The organism is Rosenbergiella collisarenosi (assembly GCF_018494085.1).
In the GTDB taxonomy this organism is placed as follows: Bacteria; Pseudomonadota; Gammaproteobacteria; order Enterobacterales; family Enterobacteriaceae; genus Rosenbergiella; species Rosenbergiella collisarenosi.
The window spans coordinates 25,370-40,044 of record NZ_JABBFP010000008.1 but is presented as its reverse complement, the minus strand read 5'-3'; the positions used below and the strand labels follow the sequence as shown (position 1 = coordinate 40,044).

11 protein-coding genes are annotated in these 14,675 nt (G+C 48.9%); 6 read left to right on the top strand and 5 right to left on the bottom strand.

Features of this window, described 5'->3' with window-relative positions; translation table 11 throughout:
* Positions 1–12 precede the first annotated feature (12 nt).
* A complete protein-coding gene (gene mepK, locus HGT70_RS12280) occupies positions 13–570 on the top strand; it encodes a peptidoglycan L,D-endopeptidase MepK (protein WP_071434861.1) in 558 nt (185 codons plus the stop codon).
* Positions 571–581: 11 nt separating this feature from the next.
* Entirely contained in the window at positions 582–1,223 is a 642-nt protein-coding gene (locus HGT70_RS12275) for an MBL fold metallo-hydrolase (RefSeq protein WP_071434863.1), read from the top strand.
* Between the two features lie 28 nt (positions 1,224–1,251).
* Here HGT70_RS12275 and HGT70_RS12270 read toward each other — a convergent pair whose 3' ends face one another.
* From HGT70_RS12270 to pncB, 4 genes are all read right to left on the bottom strand, one after another.
* Positions 1,252–2,445: an amino acid aminotransferase gene (locus HGT70_RS12270; RefSeq protein WP_214196037.1), complete on the bottom strand. Its 1,194-nt coding sequence runs from the start codon at positions 2,443–2,445 to the stop codon at positions 1,252–1,254.
* Positions 2,446–2,573: 128 nt separating this feature from the next.
* Positions 2,574–3,653 (bottom strand): porin, encoded by a 1,080-nt coding sequence (locus tag HGT70_RS12265; protein ID WP_071435284.1) that lies wholly within the window; start codon positions 3,651–3,653, stop codon positions 2,574–2,576.
* A 241-nt stretch (positions 3,654–3,894) separates the two neighbouring features.
* A complete protein-coding gene (asnS, locus tag HGT70_RS12260; protein WP_071434866.1) occupies positions 3,895–5,295 on the bottom strand; it encodes an asparagine--tRNA ligase in 1,401 nt (466 codons plus the stop codon).
* Positions 5,296–5,420: 125 nt separating this feature from the next.
* Positions 5,421–6,626 carry a nicotinate phosphoribosyltransferase gene (gene pncB, locus HGT70_RS12255; protein ID WP_214196035.1) on the bottom strand — a complete coding sequence of 402 codons (1,206 nt, stop codon included), beginning with the start codon at positions 6,624–6,626 and terminating at the stop codon, positions 5,421–5,423.
* Positions 6,627–6,881: 255 nt separating this feature from the next.
* Here pncB and pepN point away from each other — a divergent pair, with 255 nt between their 5' ends.
* The 3 genes from pepN to HGT70_RS12240 all read left to right on the top strand — a co-directional run bounded on the left by pepN (position 6,882) and on the right by HGT70_RS12240 (position 11,331).
* The gene (pepN, locus tag HGT70_RS12250; protein WP_214196033.1) at positions 6,882–9,497 is read left to right on the top strand and encodes an aminopeptidase N; all 2,616 of its coding nucleotides are present in this window, start codon (positions 6,882–6,884) and stop codon (positions 9,495–9,497) included.
* A 142-nt stretch (positions 9,498–9,639) separates the two neighbouring features.
* The gene (gene pyrD, locus HGT70_RS12245) at positions 9,640–10,650 is read left to right on the top strand and encodes a quinone-dependent dihydroorotate dehydrogenase (protein ID WP_214196031.1); all 1,011 of its coding nucleotides are present in this window, start codon (positions 9,640–9,642) and stop codon (positions 10,648–10,650) included.
* A 135-nt stretch (positions 10,651–10,785) separates the two neighbouring features.
* Positions 10,786–11,331 carry a cell division protein ZapC gene (locus tag HGT70_RS12240; protein WP_071434876.1) on the top strand — a complete coding sequence of 182 codons (546 nt, stop codon included), beginning with the start codon at positions 10,786–10,788 and terminating at the stop codon, positions 11,329–11,331.
* On the opposite strand, the gene HGT70_RS12235 is transcribed toward HGT70_RS12240, so the two are convergent.
* A complete protein-coding gene (locus HGT70_RS12235; protein WP_214196029.1) occupies positions 11,328–12,452 on the bottom strand; it encodes a YcbX family protein in 1,125 nt (374 codons plus the stop codon). The genes HGT70_RS12240 and HGT70_RS12235 overlap by 4 nt on opposite strands.
* Before the next feature lie 101 nt (positions 12,453–12,553).
* Here HGT70_RS12235 and rlmKL point away from each other — a divergent pair, with 101 nt between their 5' ends.
* Positions 12,554–14,674, top strand: a complete 2,121-nt coding sequence (rlmKL, locus tag HGT70_RS12230; RefSeq protein ID WP_214196027.1) for a bifunctional 23S rRNA (guanine(2069)-N(7))-methyltransferase RlmK/23S rRNA (guanine(2445)-N(2))-methyltransferase RlmL — start codon at positions 12,554–12,556, stop codon at positions 14,672–14,674.
* The last annotated feature ends 1 nt before the right edge of the window (position 14,675 follow it).

Genomic DNA, 14,675 nt, shown 5'->3' with positions numbered 1-14,675 from the left:
GATGTCATGCCCATGGAAAAAATTGATTCACATCGCCGTAAATTGCTCTTGCTGGGTTCAGCAGCGGCCGGACTTTCTTGCCTACCGCATTTCGCTCAAGCCTCACTATCTACCTCGCGACCAAAAATTTTGACGTTGAATAACATCAATACCGGGGAAAGCTTAAAAGCCGAATTTTTCAACGGCAAGACTTATAATCCTAGTGAACTGGCTAGACTTAACCATTTTTTCCGCGATTATCGCGCTGAAAAAATCCATGCCATCGACCCTCATTTGTTTGAGCATATTTACCGCTTGCAAGTGATGTTAGAGACTCGCCAACCGATTCAACTCGTTTCCGGCTTTCGTAGTATCGCGACCAACAACCACTTACGCGGTAAAAGCGCGCACAGTGGTGTGGCGAAGCATAGCTATCACACCTTAGGTCAAGCGATGGATTTTCATATCGAAGGCATTGCACTGAATAATGTGCGCAAAGCTGCACTAAAAATGAGTGCAGGGGGCGTCGGATACTATCCTAAGAGTAATTTTGTTCATATCGATACCGGTCCTGTGCGACACTGGTCATAAAGAGAGCGTCAATGAGTCGTCTTGTCCATCAACAGATCCCCGTCACCGCTTTTTCGCAGAATTGCAGCATAGTAGTTTGTCCCGCAACCGGTAAGGTCGCATTGATCGATCCAGGCGGCGATGCCGATAAAATTAGCGATGTTTTGCGCCAACAGTCTTTGCAGGTCGATAAAATTTTACTGACCCATGGCCATTTAGACCACGTAGGGGCTGCAAAAATACTCGCCGATCGCTGGCAAGTTCCTCTTATCGGGCCGCATACTGACGACCGCTTTCTCTTCGACAGCCTGCCTCAACAGAGCGCAATGTTCGGTTTCCCGCCTTGCGCAGTGTTTTACCCTGATCACTGGTTACGCGAAGGCGAGTCTGTCGAACTCGGCGCATTGACATTTAGCGTCTTACATTGTCCAGGGCATACTCCCGGCCATATCGTGTTCTATGAAGCTGAGCAGAATATACTGTTCTCAGGGGATGTGATCTTTAAAGGTGGGGTCGGACGCACTGATTTTCCGCGCGGCAATGCCGAGCAGCTTATTGATGCCATTAAACATAAATTATTGCCGTTGGGGGATGAGGTAACGTTTATCCCAGGTCACGGGCCTCGTTCCACATTGGGACATGAGCGCTTAACAAATCCCTTCCTGCGTGATTGACTACCCGGCGTAGCCGGGCAGTTATCGGTTAGCGAATGACGCTAATAATCGCCTCGCAGAGGCGAGACATATTTTCTGGAGTCATCCCCGCGATATTGATCCTGCCCGAGGCAACCGCGTAAATGGCATAGTCTTCACGCAAACGCAGAACCTGTTGTTGCGTTAATCCGCTGTAAGAAAACATGCCGTTCTGGCGAATAATAAACGAGAAGTCTTGCGTAGCGCCTTTCTCTTGTAGGGTCTGCACAAAAAGTTGACGCATACGTTGGATACGTTGACGAACGTCCAATAGCTCTTGTTCCCACATCGTTCTTAGCGTGGGATCGTTAAGGATCGTTGATACGATAGCCGCGCCGTGGGAAGGCGGATTGGAGTAGTTAGCGCGAATAACGGCTTTTACTTGGCTGAAGGTATCACTCGCCGCCTGCGGCTGGCTGGCCTTGAGCGTAAAAGTCCCGGTGCGTTCATTGTATAAGCCGAAATTCTTAGAATAAGAGCTACAAACGATAAATTCTGGGTGCGACTCGGCAAAGATACGTAGCCCTTGAGCATCGTCATCCAAACCTTTACCTAATCCCTGATAGGCGAAATCGAAGAGCGGAAGGAGTGATTTACGCTGGATAAGTTCGGAAAGCTGTTGCCACTGCTCTAGAGTTGGATCGATACCGGTAGGGTTATGACAGCAGCCATGTAATAAAACGACATCGCCTGCTTGTGCCGAGTCTAAGGCGCTGAGCATCGCACTAAAGTCGAGAGTGTGCGTTTCTGGCTGATAATACGTATAGGTCAGAACCTCTAAGCCAGCGGCGCTAAAAATATTATGGTGATTAGGCCAGCTTGGGTCACTCACCCAGACACGTTTTGCGCCGGTATGCTGCGCTAAAAAATCGGCAGCAACGCGTAATGCGCCCGTACCACCCGGAGTTTGCGCGCTATACAGACACTCGCTGTTCAAAAGCGGATTATCCGCGCCAAATAATAGGCGTTGGCTAGCTAGAGCATAAGCCGCATTGCCTTCGATGCTCAGATAGTTTTTGCTGGTTTCAGTTTCGAGTAGCTGCTGTTCAGCTTTTTTAACGCTGACCATGACGGGAGTCAGGCCAGTTTCGTCTTTATATACCCCAATCCCTAAATTAATTTTATTAGGACGCAGATCATTTTTGTAGAGATCGGCAAGGCCCAAAATAGGGTCAGCCGCAGCAGCAGGAATGGATTCAAACATAGTAGTATCCGAATTGAAATAGCGTAGACCTAGGGTAGCGATATGCGTAAGCCGGTACAACTGTTACTGTAAAATTTTCGATATCGAAGTAAAAAGGGGATTACCGGTTATCAGTAATCCCCTAAATATTAGAATTGATAGACGAGGCCGGTAGCGACGATATTATCGTTATTAATACCGAGCTTATTATTATCCCCTAGCTGGTTAATACGGTAATCAACGTAGGTCGACATATTCTTATTGAAATAGTAACTTGCCCCCACATCGATATATTTCACGATATCGACATCCCCGATACCCTCAACATCTTTCGCTTTCGATTGAATATAGGCGAGGGAAGGGCGCAGGCCAAAATCAAATTGATATTGGGCGACGGCTTCGAAGTCTTGTGTTTTATTTGCAAAGCCGCTTTGACTGATCCCGTTGACCTTGCTGCTGATACGTGTGGCGTTCTGGCCTTGCGCATAGCTGACGGCGACGTAGACCGGCGCACTATCGTATTTTAGGCCAACAGCCCAAACACTTGCTGTATCGCCACTTCCGTAAGCGAGATGGTTTTGGCTAGCGGTACGGTTTTGCTGTTGATAGGCACCCGTGATGCCGAATCCGTAAGGTAAGGTGTAACTGGATGAGAGCCCCCAGCCATCGCCGTTTGAACGCAGGACGTCATCACGTTCGTTTTTCCCTTGATACTGTACGGCGATGTTGAGTCCTTCAACCAATCCAAAAAAGTCAGCATTTCGATAGGTTGCAACGCCTGTCGTACGCCCGGTCATTGAGTCGGAGTAGCTGAAGTTACCACCAAACTCGGGCAACATATCGGTGTAACTGAGGGCATCATAGGCGATAGCGTAGTTACGACCATAATCGATAGAACCGTACTGACTAAAGCGTATTCCTGCCAGTCCTAGGCGCGTTTTATTGCCATCCTGAGCATCGCCACCTTCGGTGTTATTGGTTTGGATGTTGTATTCCCATTGCCCGTAACCGGACATCATATCGTTGATTTGGGTTTCGCCTTTGAACCCAAAACGAACATAGGAGAAATCACCATTATTCGAGTTATCACCCGAGAAGTAATGGAGACCCACTGCCTTACCATATAAATCCAATTTATTGCCGTCTTTATTATAAATCTCCGCAGCTTGGACCGAAGAGATGGCTAAAAGACTTGGGATGAGAAGAGAGAGAACGTTGCGCTTAATCATCATTAATACCCTCATTGGCATTATTATTTATTATGTTTTTGTAGTTCGCCCGTTGCGGGCGCTAACTTAATAGCATGTTATGCTGGGTTTTCAAGTATGTAAGAATGAAATAAAGATGTTCATCACATTTCTATAAGTAACTAAAAGTAACTTAATGTGGAGCGGTTGTTTTAGCCATGATCTCAATCAATAGGCGAAAAAAAATCCGCCGCAGCGGATTTTATGATGAGGGAAGCCTGGTTTAGAAATTTGCACTACGCGGAGTACGCGGGAAGGCAATGACATCACGGACGTTTTGTACGCCGGTAACATAAGAGACTAAACGCTCGAAGCCTAAACCAAAGCCAGAGTGGGGGACAGTACCGTAGCGACGCAGGTCACGGTACCACCAGTAATCTTCTTTATTCAGTCCCATTTCGGCCAAGCGCTCGTCCAAGACCTCTAAGCGCTCTTCACGCTCGGAACCGCCGATGATTTCACCGATACCCGGGGCGAGAACATCCATGGCGGCAACCGTCTTGCCATCATCGTTAAGACGCATATAGAACGCTTTGATATCTTTCGGATAATTTTTCACTACTACCGGAGCGGCGAAGTGTTTCTCGGCGAGATAGCGCTCATGTTCTGAAGAGAGGTCGATACCCCATTCGACAGGGTTTTCGAACGATTGCCCAGATTTCAACAGAATATCGATCGCATCGGTGTAGTCGATCTGCGCAAAATCGCTGCTCACGAATTTTTCTAAGCGAGTGATCGCTTCTTTATCAACGCGCTCGGCAAAGAACGCAAGGTCGTCTGCGCGCTCGGTCAAGACAGCGTTAAAGCAGTACTTAAGCATCGCCTCGGCGAGTGCGGCGGCATCGTCCAAATGGGCAAACGCCACTTCAGGTTCGACCATCCAGAATTCTGCTAAGTGGCGGCTAGTATTCGAATTTTCTGCGCGGAAAGTTGGACCGAATGTATAGATCTTAGAGAGGGCGCTCGCGTACGTTTCGCCATTCAATTGGCCGGATACGGTAAGAAAGGCCTCTTTACCAAAGAAGTCCTGGCTATAGTCGACTTTACCCTGATCGTTACGAGGAAGGTTTTCCATATCCAGCGTGGATACGCGGAATAGCTCACCGGCACCTTCGGTATCCGATGCAGTAATCAACGGGGTTGAAACCCAAAAGTAACCTTGCTCATTAAAGAAGCGGTGGATAGCTTGCGCCAGGGTATTACGCACCCGTGCAACGGCACCAATGAGATTAGTACGCGGGCGTAAGTGGGCGACCTCACGCAGATATTCAATACTGTGGCGCTTAGCGGCCATCGGATAACTATCAGGATCTTCAACCCAACCGACAACTTTAACGGCCGTTGCTTGTATTTCGAACGATTGACCTTGGCCAGGGGAGGCTACCACGGTCCCTGTCACTTCAACTGAACAACCGGTGGTCAGGTTTAAGACTTCGGTTTGATAATTAGTAAGCGAATTATTGACCACCGCCTGAACGGGATTAAAGCAGGAGCCATCGTAAATGGCGATAAAGGAAATACCAGCTTTTGAATCTCTACGGGTACGCACCCAGCCACGCACTGTAACGTCTGACTCTACAGCGACACGGCCGTCTAGCACGTCCACGACAGGCACTATGCTCATAATTATCTCTCTGTTTGATGGAATCACTATTGAATTGGGTAGGATATGTTACTCAGGCGGGCTAAGTAAACAAGCAATATTCATAGAAAAAGGGCAGAGTAGGCCAGATTACCTCTGGCCTACGGCTAGTTTGGACAATTAATCTTCGGTAAGTCGAAGGCTTTTTCTAGCGCCTTAACGAAAGAGATATCTTGGCAGATGGTTTTCCCGGGGCTATCGGATAATTTAGCCACCGGCTTACCGTCGCAGCTGGTTAATTTAATCACGATATTTAATGGGCTGACACCGGGTAAGTCGCACGTAAGGCGAGTGCCGACTCCGAAAATAATATTGATACGCGGGTCGAAGTGTCGGTAAAGCTCTAATGCCTTGTCCAAGGTTAAGCTATCGGAAAAGACTAAGGTTTTCTCCCGTGGGTCGATGCCGAGAGAACGATAGTGATTGATAATTTTCTCACCCCAAGCGACAGGGTCCCCTGAATCGTGGCGCACACCTTGATAGCGATTAGCAAAATTAAATCCGAAATCACGGAGGAAGGCATCGGTCGCGATGCAGTCGGTCAACGCGATACCTAGCATATCGTTGTACTCTTCAAGCCAGGCTTGCAAGGCAGCGCGTTGGCTGTGCGCTAGCTCCGAGCTTATCTGCTGGTGGGCTTGGAACCATTCGTGAGCCTGTGTCCCGACCGGCGCTAGGTGATGGCGACGTGCAATATCGTAATTACTGGTACCCACTAGCCATGGAACCTCGCGCACGAGCTCCTCGACCACGGACTCTTGAACGGATTGAGAAAAACGTCTACGCGTACCGAAGTCCATTAGTTTAAACCGGGACATATCGAGGTCGGCAGAATCCATCTTAAACTTCGCTAACTTAGTGTTAAGTAGCGTTAGCGCATCGGCAGCGGTGACACTAGGTGTGCGATGACGGTGGACGATCTCAGAAATCAGCGCCAATAGCGGGACTTCCCAAAGAATAACTTCCACCCACGGACCGGTAATCGTTAAAACTAGGTGACCCTGCTGGTTGCTAACGCTGACCTGACGCGGATTAAAGCGAAACGTCTTCAGCCAGTTCAGATAATCGATAGTGAAAAAGGGGAGCGAGGCCAGATAACGGTATTCGTCATCGGTTAGCACGAGCTGCTGCATAAGCTCGATCTGCGTCATGATCTCGTCGGTATACCGCCCGAGTAGTTCATCGCCTCGGCAGCGGAATTCCGCTGTAACGCAGAGGTGTGGATAGCGATGAAATACCGCTTGCTGCATATGCAATTTATACGCATCTGTATCAAGAAGTGTGGTCAGTATCGGAGAAGCAAGTGGTTTCATAGTGCTTTTCGGCATCCTTTGGACATTGTCACTCTGCAACCCGGCAGAAAAGTCGTTGTGTCAGGCAACAGTATAACTTGTCGCACTAAAAAGTGAATTGGATCACACCATAGATTATTAGCGAAATCGAGAATAAATTGTGCTAAATGTTAAATTTATGTTCATAACGGTAGCGACTTGCCGCGAGGTACTGGAATCTGCTATAGAGAGCGCCTAGACTTTGTCGTAACACTCTATCATTCACATGGACATTGCATGACTCAGCAACCACAAGTTAAATATCGTAAAGATTATACTGCGCCGGAATTCACTATCACCGATATCGATTTAACCTTTCATCTGGATGAAAAAACGACCAAGGTCGCCGCGATGAGTCAGGTCAAGCGTTGTGATGCGTCGGCCAAAGACCTGCTCCTGCAAGGTGAGGGACTAGTACTGGTTAGCGTCAAGATTGATGGTACGCCGTGGCAGGATTACGCGATCGAAGAGGGTAATCTCTTACTGCGTAATGTTCCTGAGCACTTTACGCTAGAGATAGAGAATGAAATCCATCCTGACCAGAATACTGCGCTTGAGGGGCTGTATAAATCGGGTGACGCCCTGTGTACACAATGCGAGGCAGAAGGTTTCCACCATATTACTTGGTATCTCGACCGACCTGACGTCTTAGCGCGCTTTAGCACCACTATCTACGCGGATAAACAGCGTTACCCTTATTTATTATCGAACGGTAACCGTATCGAAAGCGGCGATCTCGATAACGGTCAGCACTGGATCAAATGGCAAGATCCGTTCCCGAAACCGTGCTACCTCTTCGCCTTAGTTGCGGGCGAATTCGACGTGCTGCGTGATGTTTTCACCACTCGCTCCGGGCGCGACGTTGCGCTAGAGATCTTCGTCGACCAAGGCAATCTCGACCGTGCAGACTGGGCGATGACCTCGCTAAAGCAGAGCATGAAGTGGGACGAGCAGCGGTTTAACCTCGAATACGACCTCGATATCTTTATGATCGTTGCTGTCGACTTCTTTAATATGGGGGCGATGGAAAACAAAGGCCTCAATATTTTCAACTCTAAGTATGTATTAGCGAAGCCGGAAACCGCCACCGATAAAGACTACCTCGGTATCGAAGCGGTGATCGGGCACGAATACTTCCATAACTGGAGTGGTAACCGTGTGACCTGCCGGGATTGGTTCCAGCTCAGCTTAAAGGAAGGATTAACGGTTTTCCGTGATCAAGAATTTAGCTCCGATTTAGGCTCGCGCGCGGTTAATCGTATCGATAATGTCCGCGTGATGCGTGGCGCACAGTTTGCGGAAGACGCGAGTCCGATGGCTCACCCGATCCGCCCAGAACAAGTGATGGAGATGAATAACTTCTATACCCTAACCGTCTATGAGAAGGGTTCTGAAGTCATTCGTATGATCCATACGTTATTAGGCGAAGAGAAATTCCAAGCTGGGATCGCGCTCTATTTCCAACGCCATGACGGCAGCGCCGCAACCTGCGAAGATTTTGTCAAAGCGATGGAGGATGCCTCCGGGATCGACCTCACACAATTCCGTCAATGGTATCGCCAGTCTGGAACGCCGCAATTAACGATTGAGGATGACTACGATCCGAATAGCGAGACCTATACGCTGACGGTGACACAAGAAACGCCGGCTACCGCCGATCAAGGAGAAAAGAAGCCGTTACATATTCCTCTGGCGATTGAGTTATACGATAACGAAGGGCAGGTGATCCCGTTACAGTATAAAGGCGAAGCGATCGATTCGGTCCTTAATGTGACTGAAGCTACACAGATCTTTGTGTTCGATAAAGTCTGGTTCCAACCCACGCCAGCACTGCTCTGCGAATTCTCGGCACCGGTGAAATTACATTACCAATGGAGCGATGCTCAACTTACCTTCCTGATGCAGCATGCGCGTAATGCCTTCACACGTTGGGATGCGGCGCAAAGTCTATTAGCTATCTATCTGAAACTGAATATCGCGCGTTTCGCACAGCAACAAGCGATGTCTGTCCCGCGTCATGTGGTGGATGCATTCCGCGCCGTGCTAGTCGATGAAACGGCGGAGCCAGCGTTAAAAGCGCAAATTTTCACGCTGCCTTCAGAGAACGAGATTGCTGAGTGGTTCGAGGTGATTAACCCGACGGCGATTGCGGCGGTAAGAGCTTCGCTGATGCAGCTACTTGCAGGCGCACTGGCCGATGAGTTTAAGAACGCCTATCAGCAGCACCAGTGTGCGGAGTATCACGTCACGGAACAGGACATCGGTAAACGGTCGCTGAAGAACGTTGCACTTTCGTACTTGGTATTCACCGATGCAGCACTCGGCGAACAACTCACGGTGGCGCAATACCAAGCGGCGAATAACATGACCGATGCGCTCGCGGCGATTAGCAGTGCGGTATCCGCGCAGCTCCCTGCGGCAGAACAACTACTCGCCCAGTGGGATGACCGTTGGCATCAAGATGGTCTGGTGATGGATAAATGGTTTGTCTTACAAGCGACCCGTCCGGATCCGCAGGTATTGACTCAGGTGCGTCAATTATTAAACCATCGCTCTTTCACCATGAAAAATCCTAACCGTGTACGCTCGTTAGTGGGCGCCTTCTGTTCATCCAACCCTGCTGCCTTCCACGCAGAAGATGGATCGGGCTATCAGTTCTTGGTGGAAATGCTGACCGACCTGAATCAGCGCAACCCACAAATAGCGGCAAGAATGATTGAACCGCTGATCCGTTTAAAACGCTACGACGAAGCTCGCCAAGCGTTAATGCGGGCGGCACTTGAGCAACTCTTGACGTTGGACAACCTCTCGCGCGACCTTTACGAGAAGATCACTAAGGCGCTCGCCGCCTAACGTGCCTAAACAAGCTCTACCTCGGTAGAGCTTGTTTTCCGCTACCCTGCAAGTTAAATTTACTTTCTGCCTAAAACTGCTACCATCCCCCCCTGACTGAAGTCCGTTGCTATTACTCTTGTCAGCCACCTTTGGAGGGGAAATGTTGTATCCATTAATTCGTTCTGCGCTATTCCAGTTTGATGCCGAGAAAGTTCATGAGCAAACCATTCAAGCGCTAAAAAAAGTTAGCGGAACGCCCCTCGAAGCCCTGATTACGCAACGCCTCCCGAGTAAGCCTTTTCATTCAATGGGCATCACCTTTCCAAACCCTATCGGTTTAGCGGCCGGTCTAGATAAAAACGGTGAATGTATCGATGCGTTTGCCGCGATGGGCTTTGGTTTTATCGAAATCGGTACCGTCACGCCACGCGCGCAATCGGGTAATGATAAACCCAGGTTATTTCGCGTCGAACAAGCTGAGGGCATTATCAACCGGATGGGGTTTAATAACCACGGCGTTGATCAGCTGGTTGAGAATGTGAAGGCGGCCCGTTATCGGGGGGTGTTGGGAATTAACATTGGTAAAAACAAAGACACTCCTGTTGAGCAGGGTAGCGATGACTACCTCTTTTGCATGGAAAAAGTGTATGCACATGCCAGCTATATAACCGTCAATATTTCTTCTCCTAATACTCCAGGTCTTCGTTCTCTGCAGTATGGCGATGCGCTCGACGAATTGTTAGCGGCGATAAAAAATAAACAGCACGACCTACAGCAGCGACATTTAAAATATGTACCCGTCGTAGTCAAAATTGCCCCAGATCTTTCTCTCGAAGAAATTATTCAAGTGGCCGATAGTTTGGTCCGACATAATATTGATGGCGTCATCGCTACCAATACAACATTGGACCGTTCACTGGTTGAAGGATTACCTTATGCGAGTGAAGCGGGCGGCTTGAGTGGGCGTCCAGTACAATTAAAATCGACAGAAGTGATCAAACATTTGCACCATGAATTACAGGACGCACTGCCGATCATCGGAGTAGGCGGGATAGATTCGTTAGTCGCAGCAAAAGAAAAACAGGCTGCGGGGGCAACTCTATTACAAGTCTATTCTGGATTTATCTATCACGGTCCTAAACTAATTAAAAATATAGTAATAGGAATCTAGATAATCAGACACCTGCACAGAGAAAGTGGTTTATTTTTTGTGCGGTGTCGTTTATATTTCTTGCACGTCTTTCTAATAGATAAATATTTCATGCCAAATATATCTATATAATCTTAATTTTATTTAGGGGATGATATGCACTTAAAACCCGATAACCGCTGGCAATGGTACTTTGATTCAGAGCAAGATTCAGTTGTGCTAGATATGAAAGATGGCTCGAACTTCGCCTCGCGGTTTTCCTCTAAGATGCTGATCCCTGACGCTTTTTGTTGTCATCCCTTCTGCGTAGACGATGCCTCACTCTTCGAACAATTTGCAGAAAGTTGCCTGAACACCCCGTTGGACAACGCTCAAACTCAGCAGCTAATTATTAACAGCTTGGTAGCGTACCGGTTCCTGAAACCGCAAATGCCGAAGAGCTGGCATTTTGTCTCTCGTCAGTATGCGCTGCAGCCTGCGGTCGGCGATATGGTCGTAGCGGAACTGACCAGTAATGGTGAAGAGGCGTTACTGCTGGTAATTGAAACCAATCCACAAGCCTCATTGTGTATTGTTGCTCAACCGGAAATGCTGCTAAATAGTGGCAAAGCCCTGTGTTTGGGTGATGCGATCAAGATTATGAACGATCGCCTATTGACCTGGCACGCCGAGCCCTCACTGCTGCTAGAAAAAGTCGGTTAATCAATCTCGAGTTGCAGGGGTCCTTGGTTAGGAATGCAACAACAGCTTAGTAAGGTGGAGTCGCTCACTGCGTTGGCATTCATAGCGGTCACTTCACCTGAAATTTTGCTTAAACGGCAACTCCCACAACTTCCCATCCGACATGAATAGGGAATTGAAAAGCCCTGTTGCTCTAACTGCTCCAACAGTATTTGCTGATTGTTGCCAATAAAGTGTCGACCGGAAAACGCTATCTCGACATCTCTTACAGTGGTACTCAATACCGGGGGAGCTTCAACGCCAGCCTGTGACACCTTCTGTAAATAACTCCGTGGCGGTTTACGCTGTAATACGGCAACCTGCTCCCCGACTTGAATAATGCCGCTATTTCGGGCGATCAGATTAATGCCAAAATCGATATCCCCCGAGCCATCTGCCGCCTCGCGAAATTGTGCCAGTGAGCGCATCGGCTCCCCGCTAGGGTGCTTACGCGCTGTTTGGCTATTTATCGTGGTGAGGATACAGCGGCTACAAGGCTTGGCAACATCGAAAATAATCTCGCCGACGCGGATCACCGACCAGTGATCTTCTTCCCATGGACTGGCACCGCTAACGACTAAGTTGGCTCGAAATTGGTCGACAGCTACCCCCGCAGGACAGCGGTTCTGCAGATCGTGCAGTGAACTATCGTTGATGAGCAAGAAGGGGTAGCCATCAGCGAATGACAAGGGATGTTCCGGGCGCTTGGTTACCTTACGTTGTGGGGTGTTACCGATCCAACGTAATTGCACCGGGTGAGGAAAATAATGGCTCAGCCAGCGATTGATCGAGTCGGGGGCAATCTTTGCCGTAAAATGATTCCCCCAGACCTCGGTGGGAGCATCGACCTCTGCAAAATCCTCGATCCTTATCCATGCGTGTTGTAGGTCAGGCGCACGTAGGTAGAGTCCATCTCGGCTGAGTGTCGGGGTGAAGCGAAGCAGTTCAGGATATTTACGTGCCGTGATAAAAGTCCCATCTTCTAACGTTAGCATAAAGTGGCGATCCCACGTTAACCCCGTTTCTTCCACCAAAGTGTGTGATAACTGAGTGCCACGCATCGACTTAACAGGATAAATGAACAGTTTCGCTAAGGTAATCATCAGAAGGAGTCTCTTTTACACGTACAATTGCAGTAACTTTATGACATAGCGTCGCGATTCGCTATACTAGGCGCAAATTTTCCGAAACAAAGATATTTATTATGAATTCTCTTTTTGCCAGCACCGGTCGTGGACTGGAAGAACTTTTAAAAACAGAACTTGAGGGCTTTGGCGCTCAAGATTTACGACTGGTACCGGGAGGGGTTCACTACAGTGGTAATGATGAAGTGATGTACCGGAGCCTGCTCTGGAGTCGTATCGCTTCGCGTATCATGTTACCGCTGGGAGAGTTCAACGTATTTAGTGATCTCGACCTCTATGTCGGGGCGCAATCTATCGCGTGGGATGAGATATTTGATGCTGAGTCATCATTTGTTATCAATTTCCAAGGCACCAACGACGAAATCCGTAACAGCCAATTCGGCGCACTGCGAATTAAAGATGCGATCGTCGATAGCTTTACGCGTAAGAATCTCCCTCGCCCTAATGTCGATAGAGACTACCCACATATCCGCATCAATGCCTGGTTACACCGCGATAAAGTCAGCATCTCCCTCGATTTAAGCGGCGATGCCTTGCACCAGCGTAACTATCGTCATGCGACGGGACAGGCGCCGCTCAAAGAGACGCTAGCGGCTGCGATCATCATGCGTTCTGGCTGGAAAAGTGGCACGCCAATGGTCGACCCGATGTGTGGCTCGGGTACCTTACTCATCGAAGCCGCGATGATGGCTGCAGATCGTGCACCAGGTCTCTTACGCGATCACTGGGGCTTCTTCGCGTGGAAAAAATTCAACGAAGCGGAATGGGAGAAACTCGTTGCACAGGCGCAACAACGTGCCAACTTAGGCATGCAGAGTAAACAGATCCGCTTCTTCGGTTATGACAACGACGCACAGGTTCTTGAGCGAGCACAAACTAACGCCCGCCGTGCAGGGGTTGCACCGTTTATCAGTTTTAAGCGCCAAGATGCCGTGAACCTGAAAAACCCGCAACCTGAGGCAGAAGTCGGTACGGTGATCAGTAATCCACCGTATGGCGAGCGTTTAGAAAACGAACCCGCACTGATTGCGCTGCATAGCCAACTTGGTCGACGCGTAAAAGCCGAGTTTGGCGGTTGGAACCTGTCGCTGTTCAGTGGCTCGCCGGAACTGCTAGATTGTCTGCAACTTCGTGCCGATCGTCAGTTTAAGGCGAAGAATGGTCCGCTAGACTGCGTTCAGAAAAATTATAAGTTACGTGCGCCGGTAGAAGGGCAGGTAGTGGGTGAGCTAGCACCAGACTTTGCAAACCGTCTGCGTAAGAACATCAAGAAATTAGATAAATGGGCGAAGCAAGAAGGGATCGAGTGCTACCGTATTTATGATGCCGATCTGCCTGACTATAATATCGCGATTGACCGTTATGCCGACTGTGTGGTGGTTCAAGAGTATGCGCCACCTAAAACGGTAGAGCCGCAAAAGGCTCGCCAACGTCTTTTTGACGTGATAAGCGTGACGTTACAGGTCTTAGAGCTACCCGCTAATAAGCTGGTGCTAAAAACTCGTGAACGCCAAAAAGGCACTCAACAGTATCAAAAATTAGCGACCAAAAATGATTTCTTTGAGGTGAGCGAGTTTTCCGCGCACTTCTGGGTCAACCTGACCGATTACCTCGATACGGGGCTCTTTATCGATCACCGCTTAGCGCGTAAGATGCTTGGCGAGATGAGTCGCAACAAAGATTTCCTCAACCTCTTTGCCTATACGGGGACCGCAAGTGTTCACGCGGCACTCGGCGGCGCGAAGTCTACGACTACGGTAGACATGTCTCGCACCTATTTAGAGTGGGCCGAGCGTAACTTCCAGTTGAACGATATTTCTGGGCAGTCGCATCGTCTTATCCAAGCAGACTGTCTTAGCTGGATTAAAGAGTCTCGCGAAACCTTCGATGTGATCTTTATCGATCCGCCAACCTTCTCTAACTCTAAGCGGATGGAAGATAGCTTCGATGTGCAGCGTGACCATTTATCTCTGCTGACCGATCTACAATATCTATTGCGCACGGGGGGCACTATCATGTTCTCCAACAACAAACGTGGTTTTCGTATGGACCATGACGGCCTTGCTGCAGTCGGTTTACAAGCGCGGGATATTACCGCTAAAACACAATCTCAAGATTTCTCTCGCAATAAACATATCCACAACTGCTGGTTAGTTACGCGTGTAGGTCAGGAACAATAAC

Coding starts and splice junctions, on each gene's coding strand:
- mepK (WP_071434861.1), top strand. CDS start 13: ATGGAAAAAATTGATTCACATCGCCGTAAATTGCTCTTGCTGGGTTCA.
- HGT70_RS12275 (WP_071434863.1), top strand. CDS start 582: ATGAGTCGTCTTGTCCATCAACAGATCCCCGTCACCGCTTTTTCGCAG.
- HGT70_RS12270 (WP_214196037.1), bottom strand. CDS start 2,445: ATGTTTGAATCCATTCCTGCTGCTGCGGCTGACCCTATTTTGGGCCTT.
- HGT70_RS12265 (WP_071435284.1), bottom strand. CDS start 3,653: ATGATTAAGCGCAACGTTCTCTCTCTTCTCATCCCAAGTCTTTTAGCC.
- asnS (WP_071434866.1), bottom strand. CDS start 5,295: ATGAGCATAGTGCCTGTCGTGGACGTGCTAGACGGCCGTGTCGCTGTA.
- pncB (WP_214196035.1), bottom strand. CDS start 6,626: ATGAAACCACTTGCTTCTCCGATACTGACCACACTTCTTGATACAGAT.
- pepN (WP_214196033.1), top strand. CDS start 6,882: ATGACTCAGCAACCACAAGTTAAATATCGTAAAGATTATACTGCGCCG.
- pyrD (WP_214196031.1), top strand. CDS start 9,640: ATGTTGTATCCATTAATTCGTTCTGCGCTATTCCAGTTTGATGCCGAG.
- HGT70_RS12240 (WP_071434876.1), top strand. CDS start 10,786: ATGCACTTAAAACCCGATAACCGCTGGCAATGGTACTTTGATTCAGAG.
- HGT70_RS12235 (WP_214196029.1), bottom strand. CDS start 12,452: ATGATTACCTTAGCGAAACTGTTCATTTATCCTGTTAAGTCGATGCGT.
- rlmKL (WP_214196027.1), top strand. CDS start 12,554: ATGAATTCTCTTTTTGCCAGCACCGGTCGTGGACTGGAAGAACTTTTA.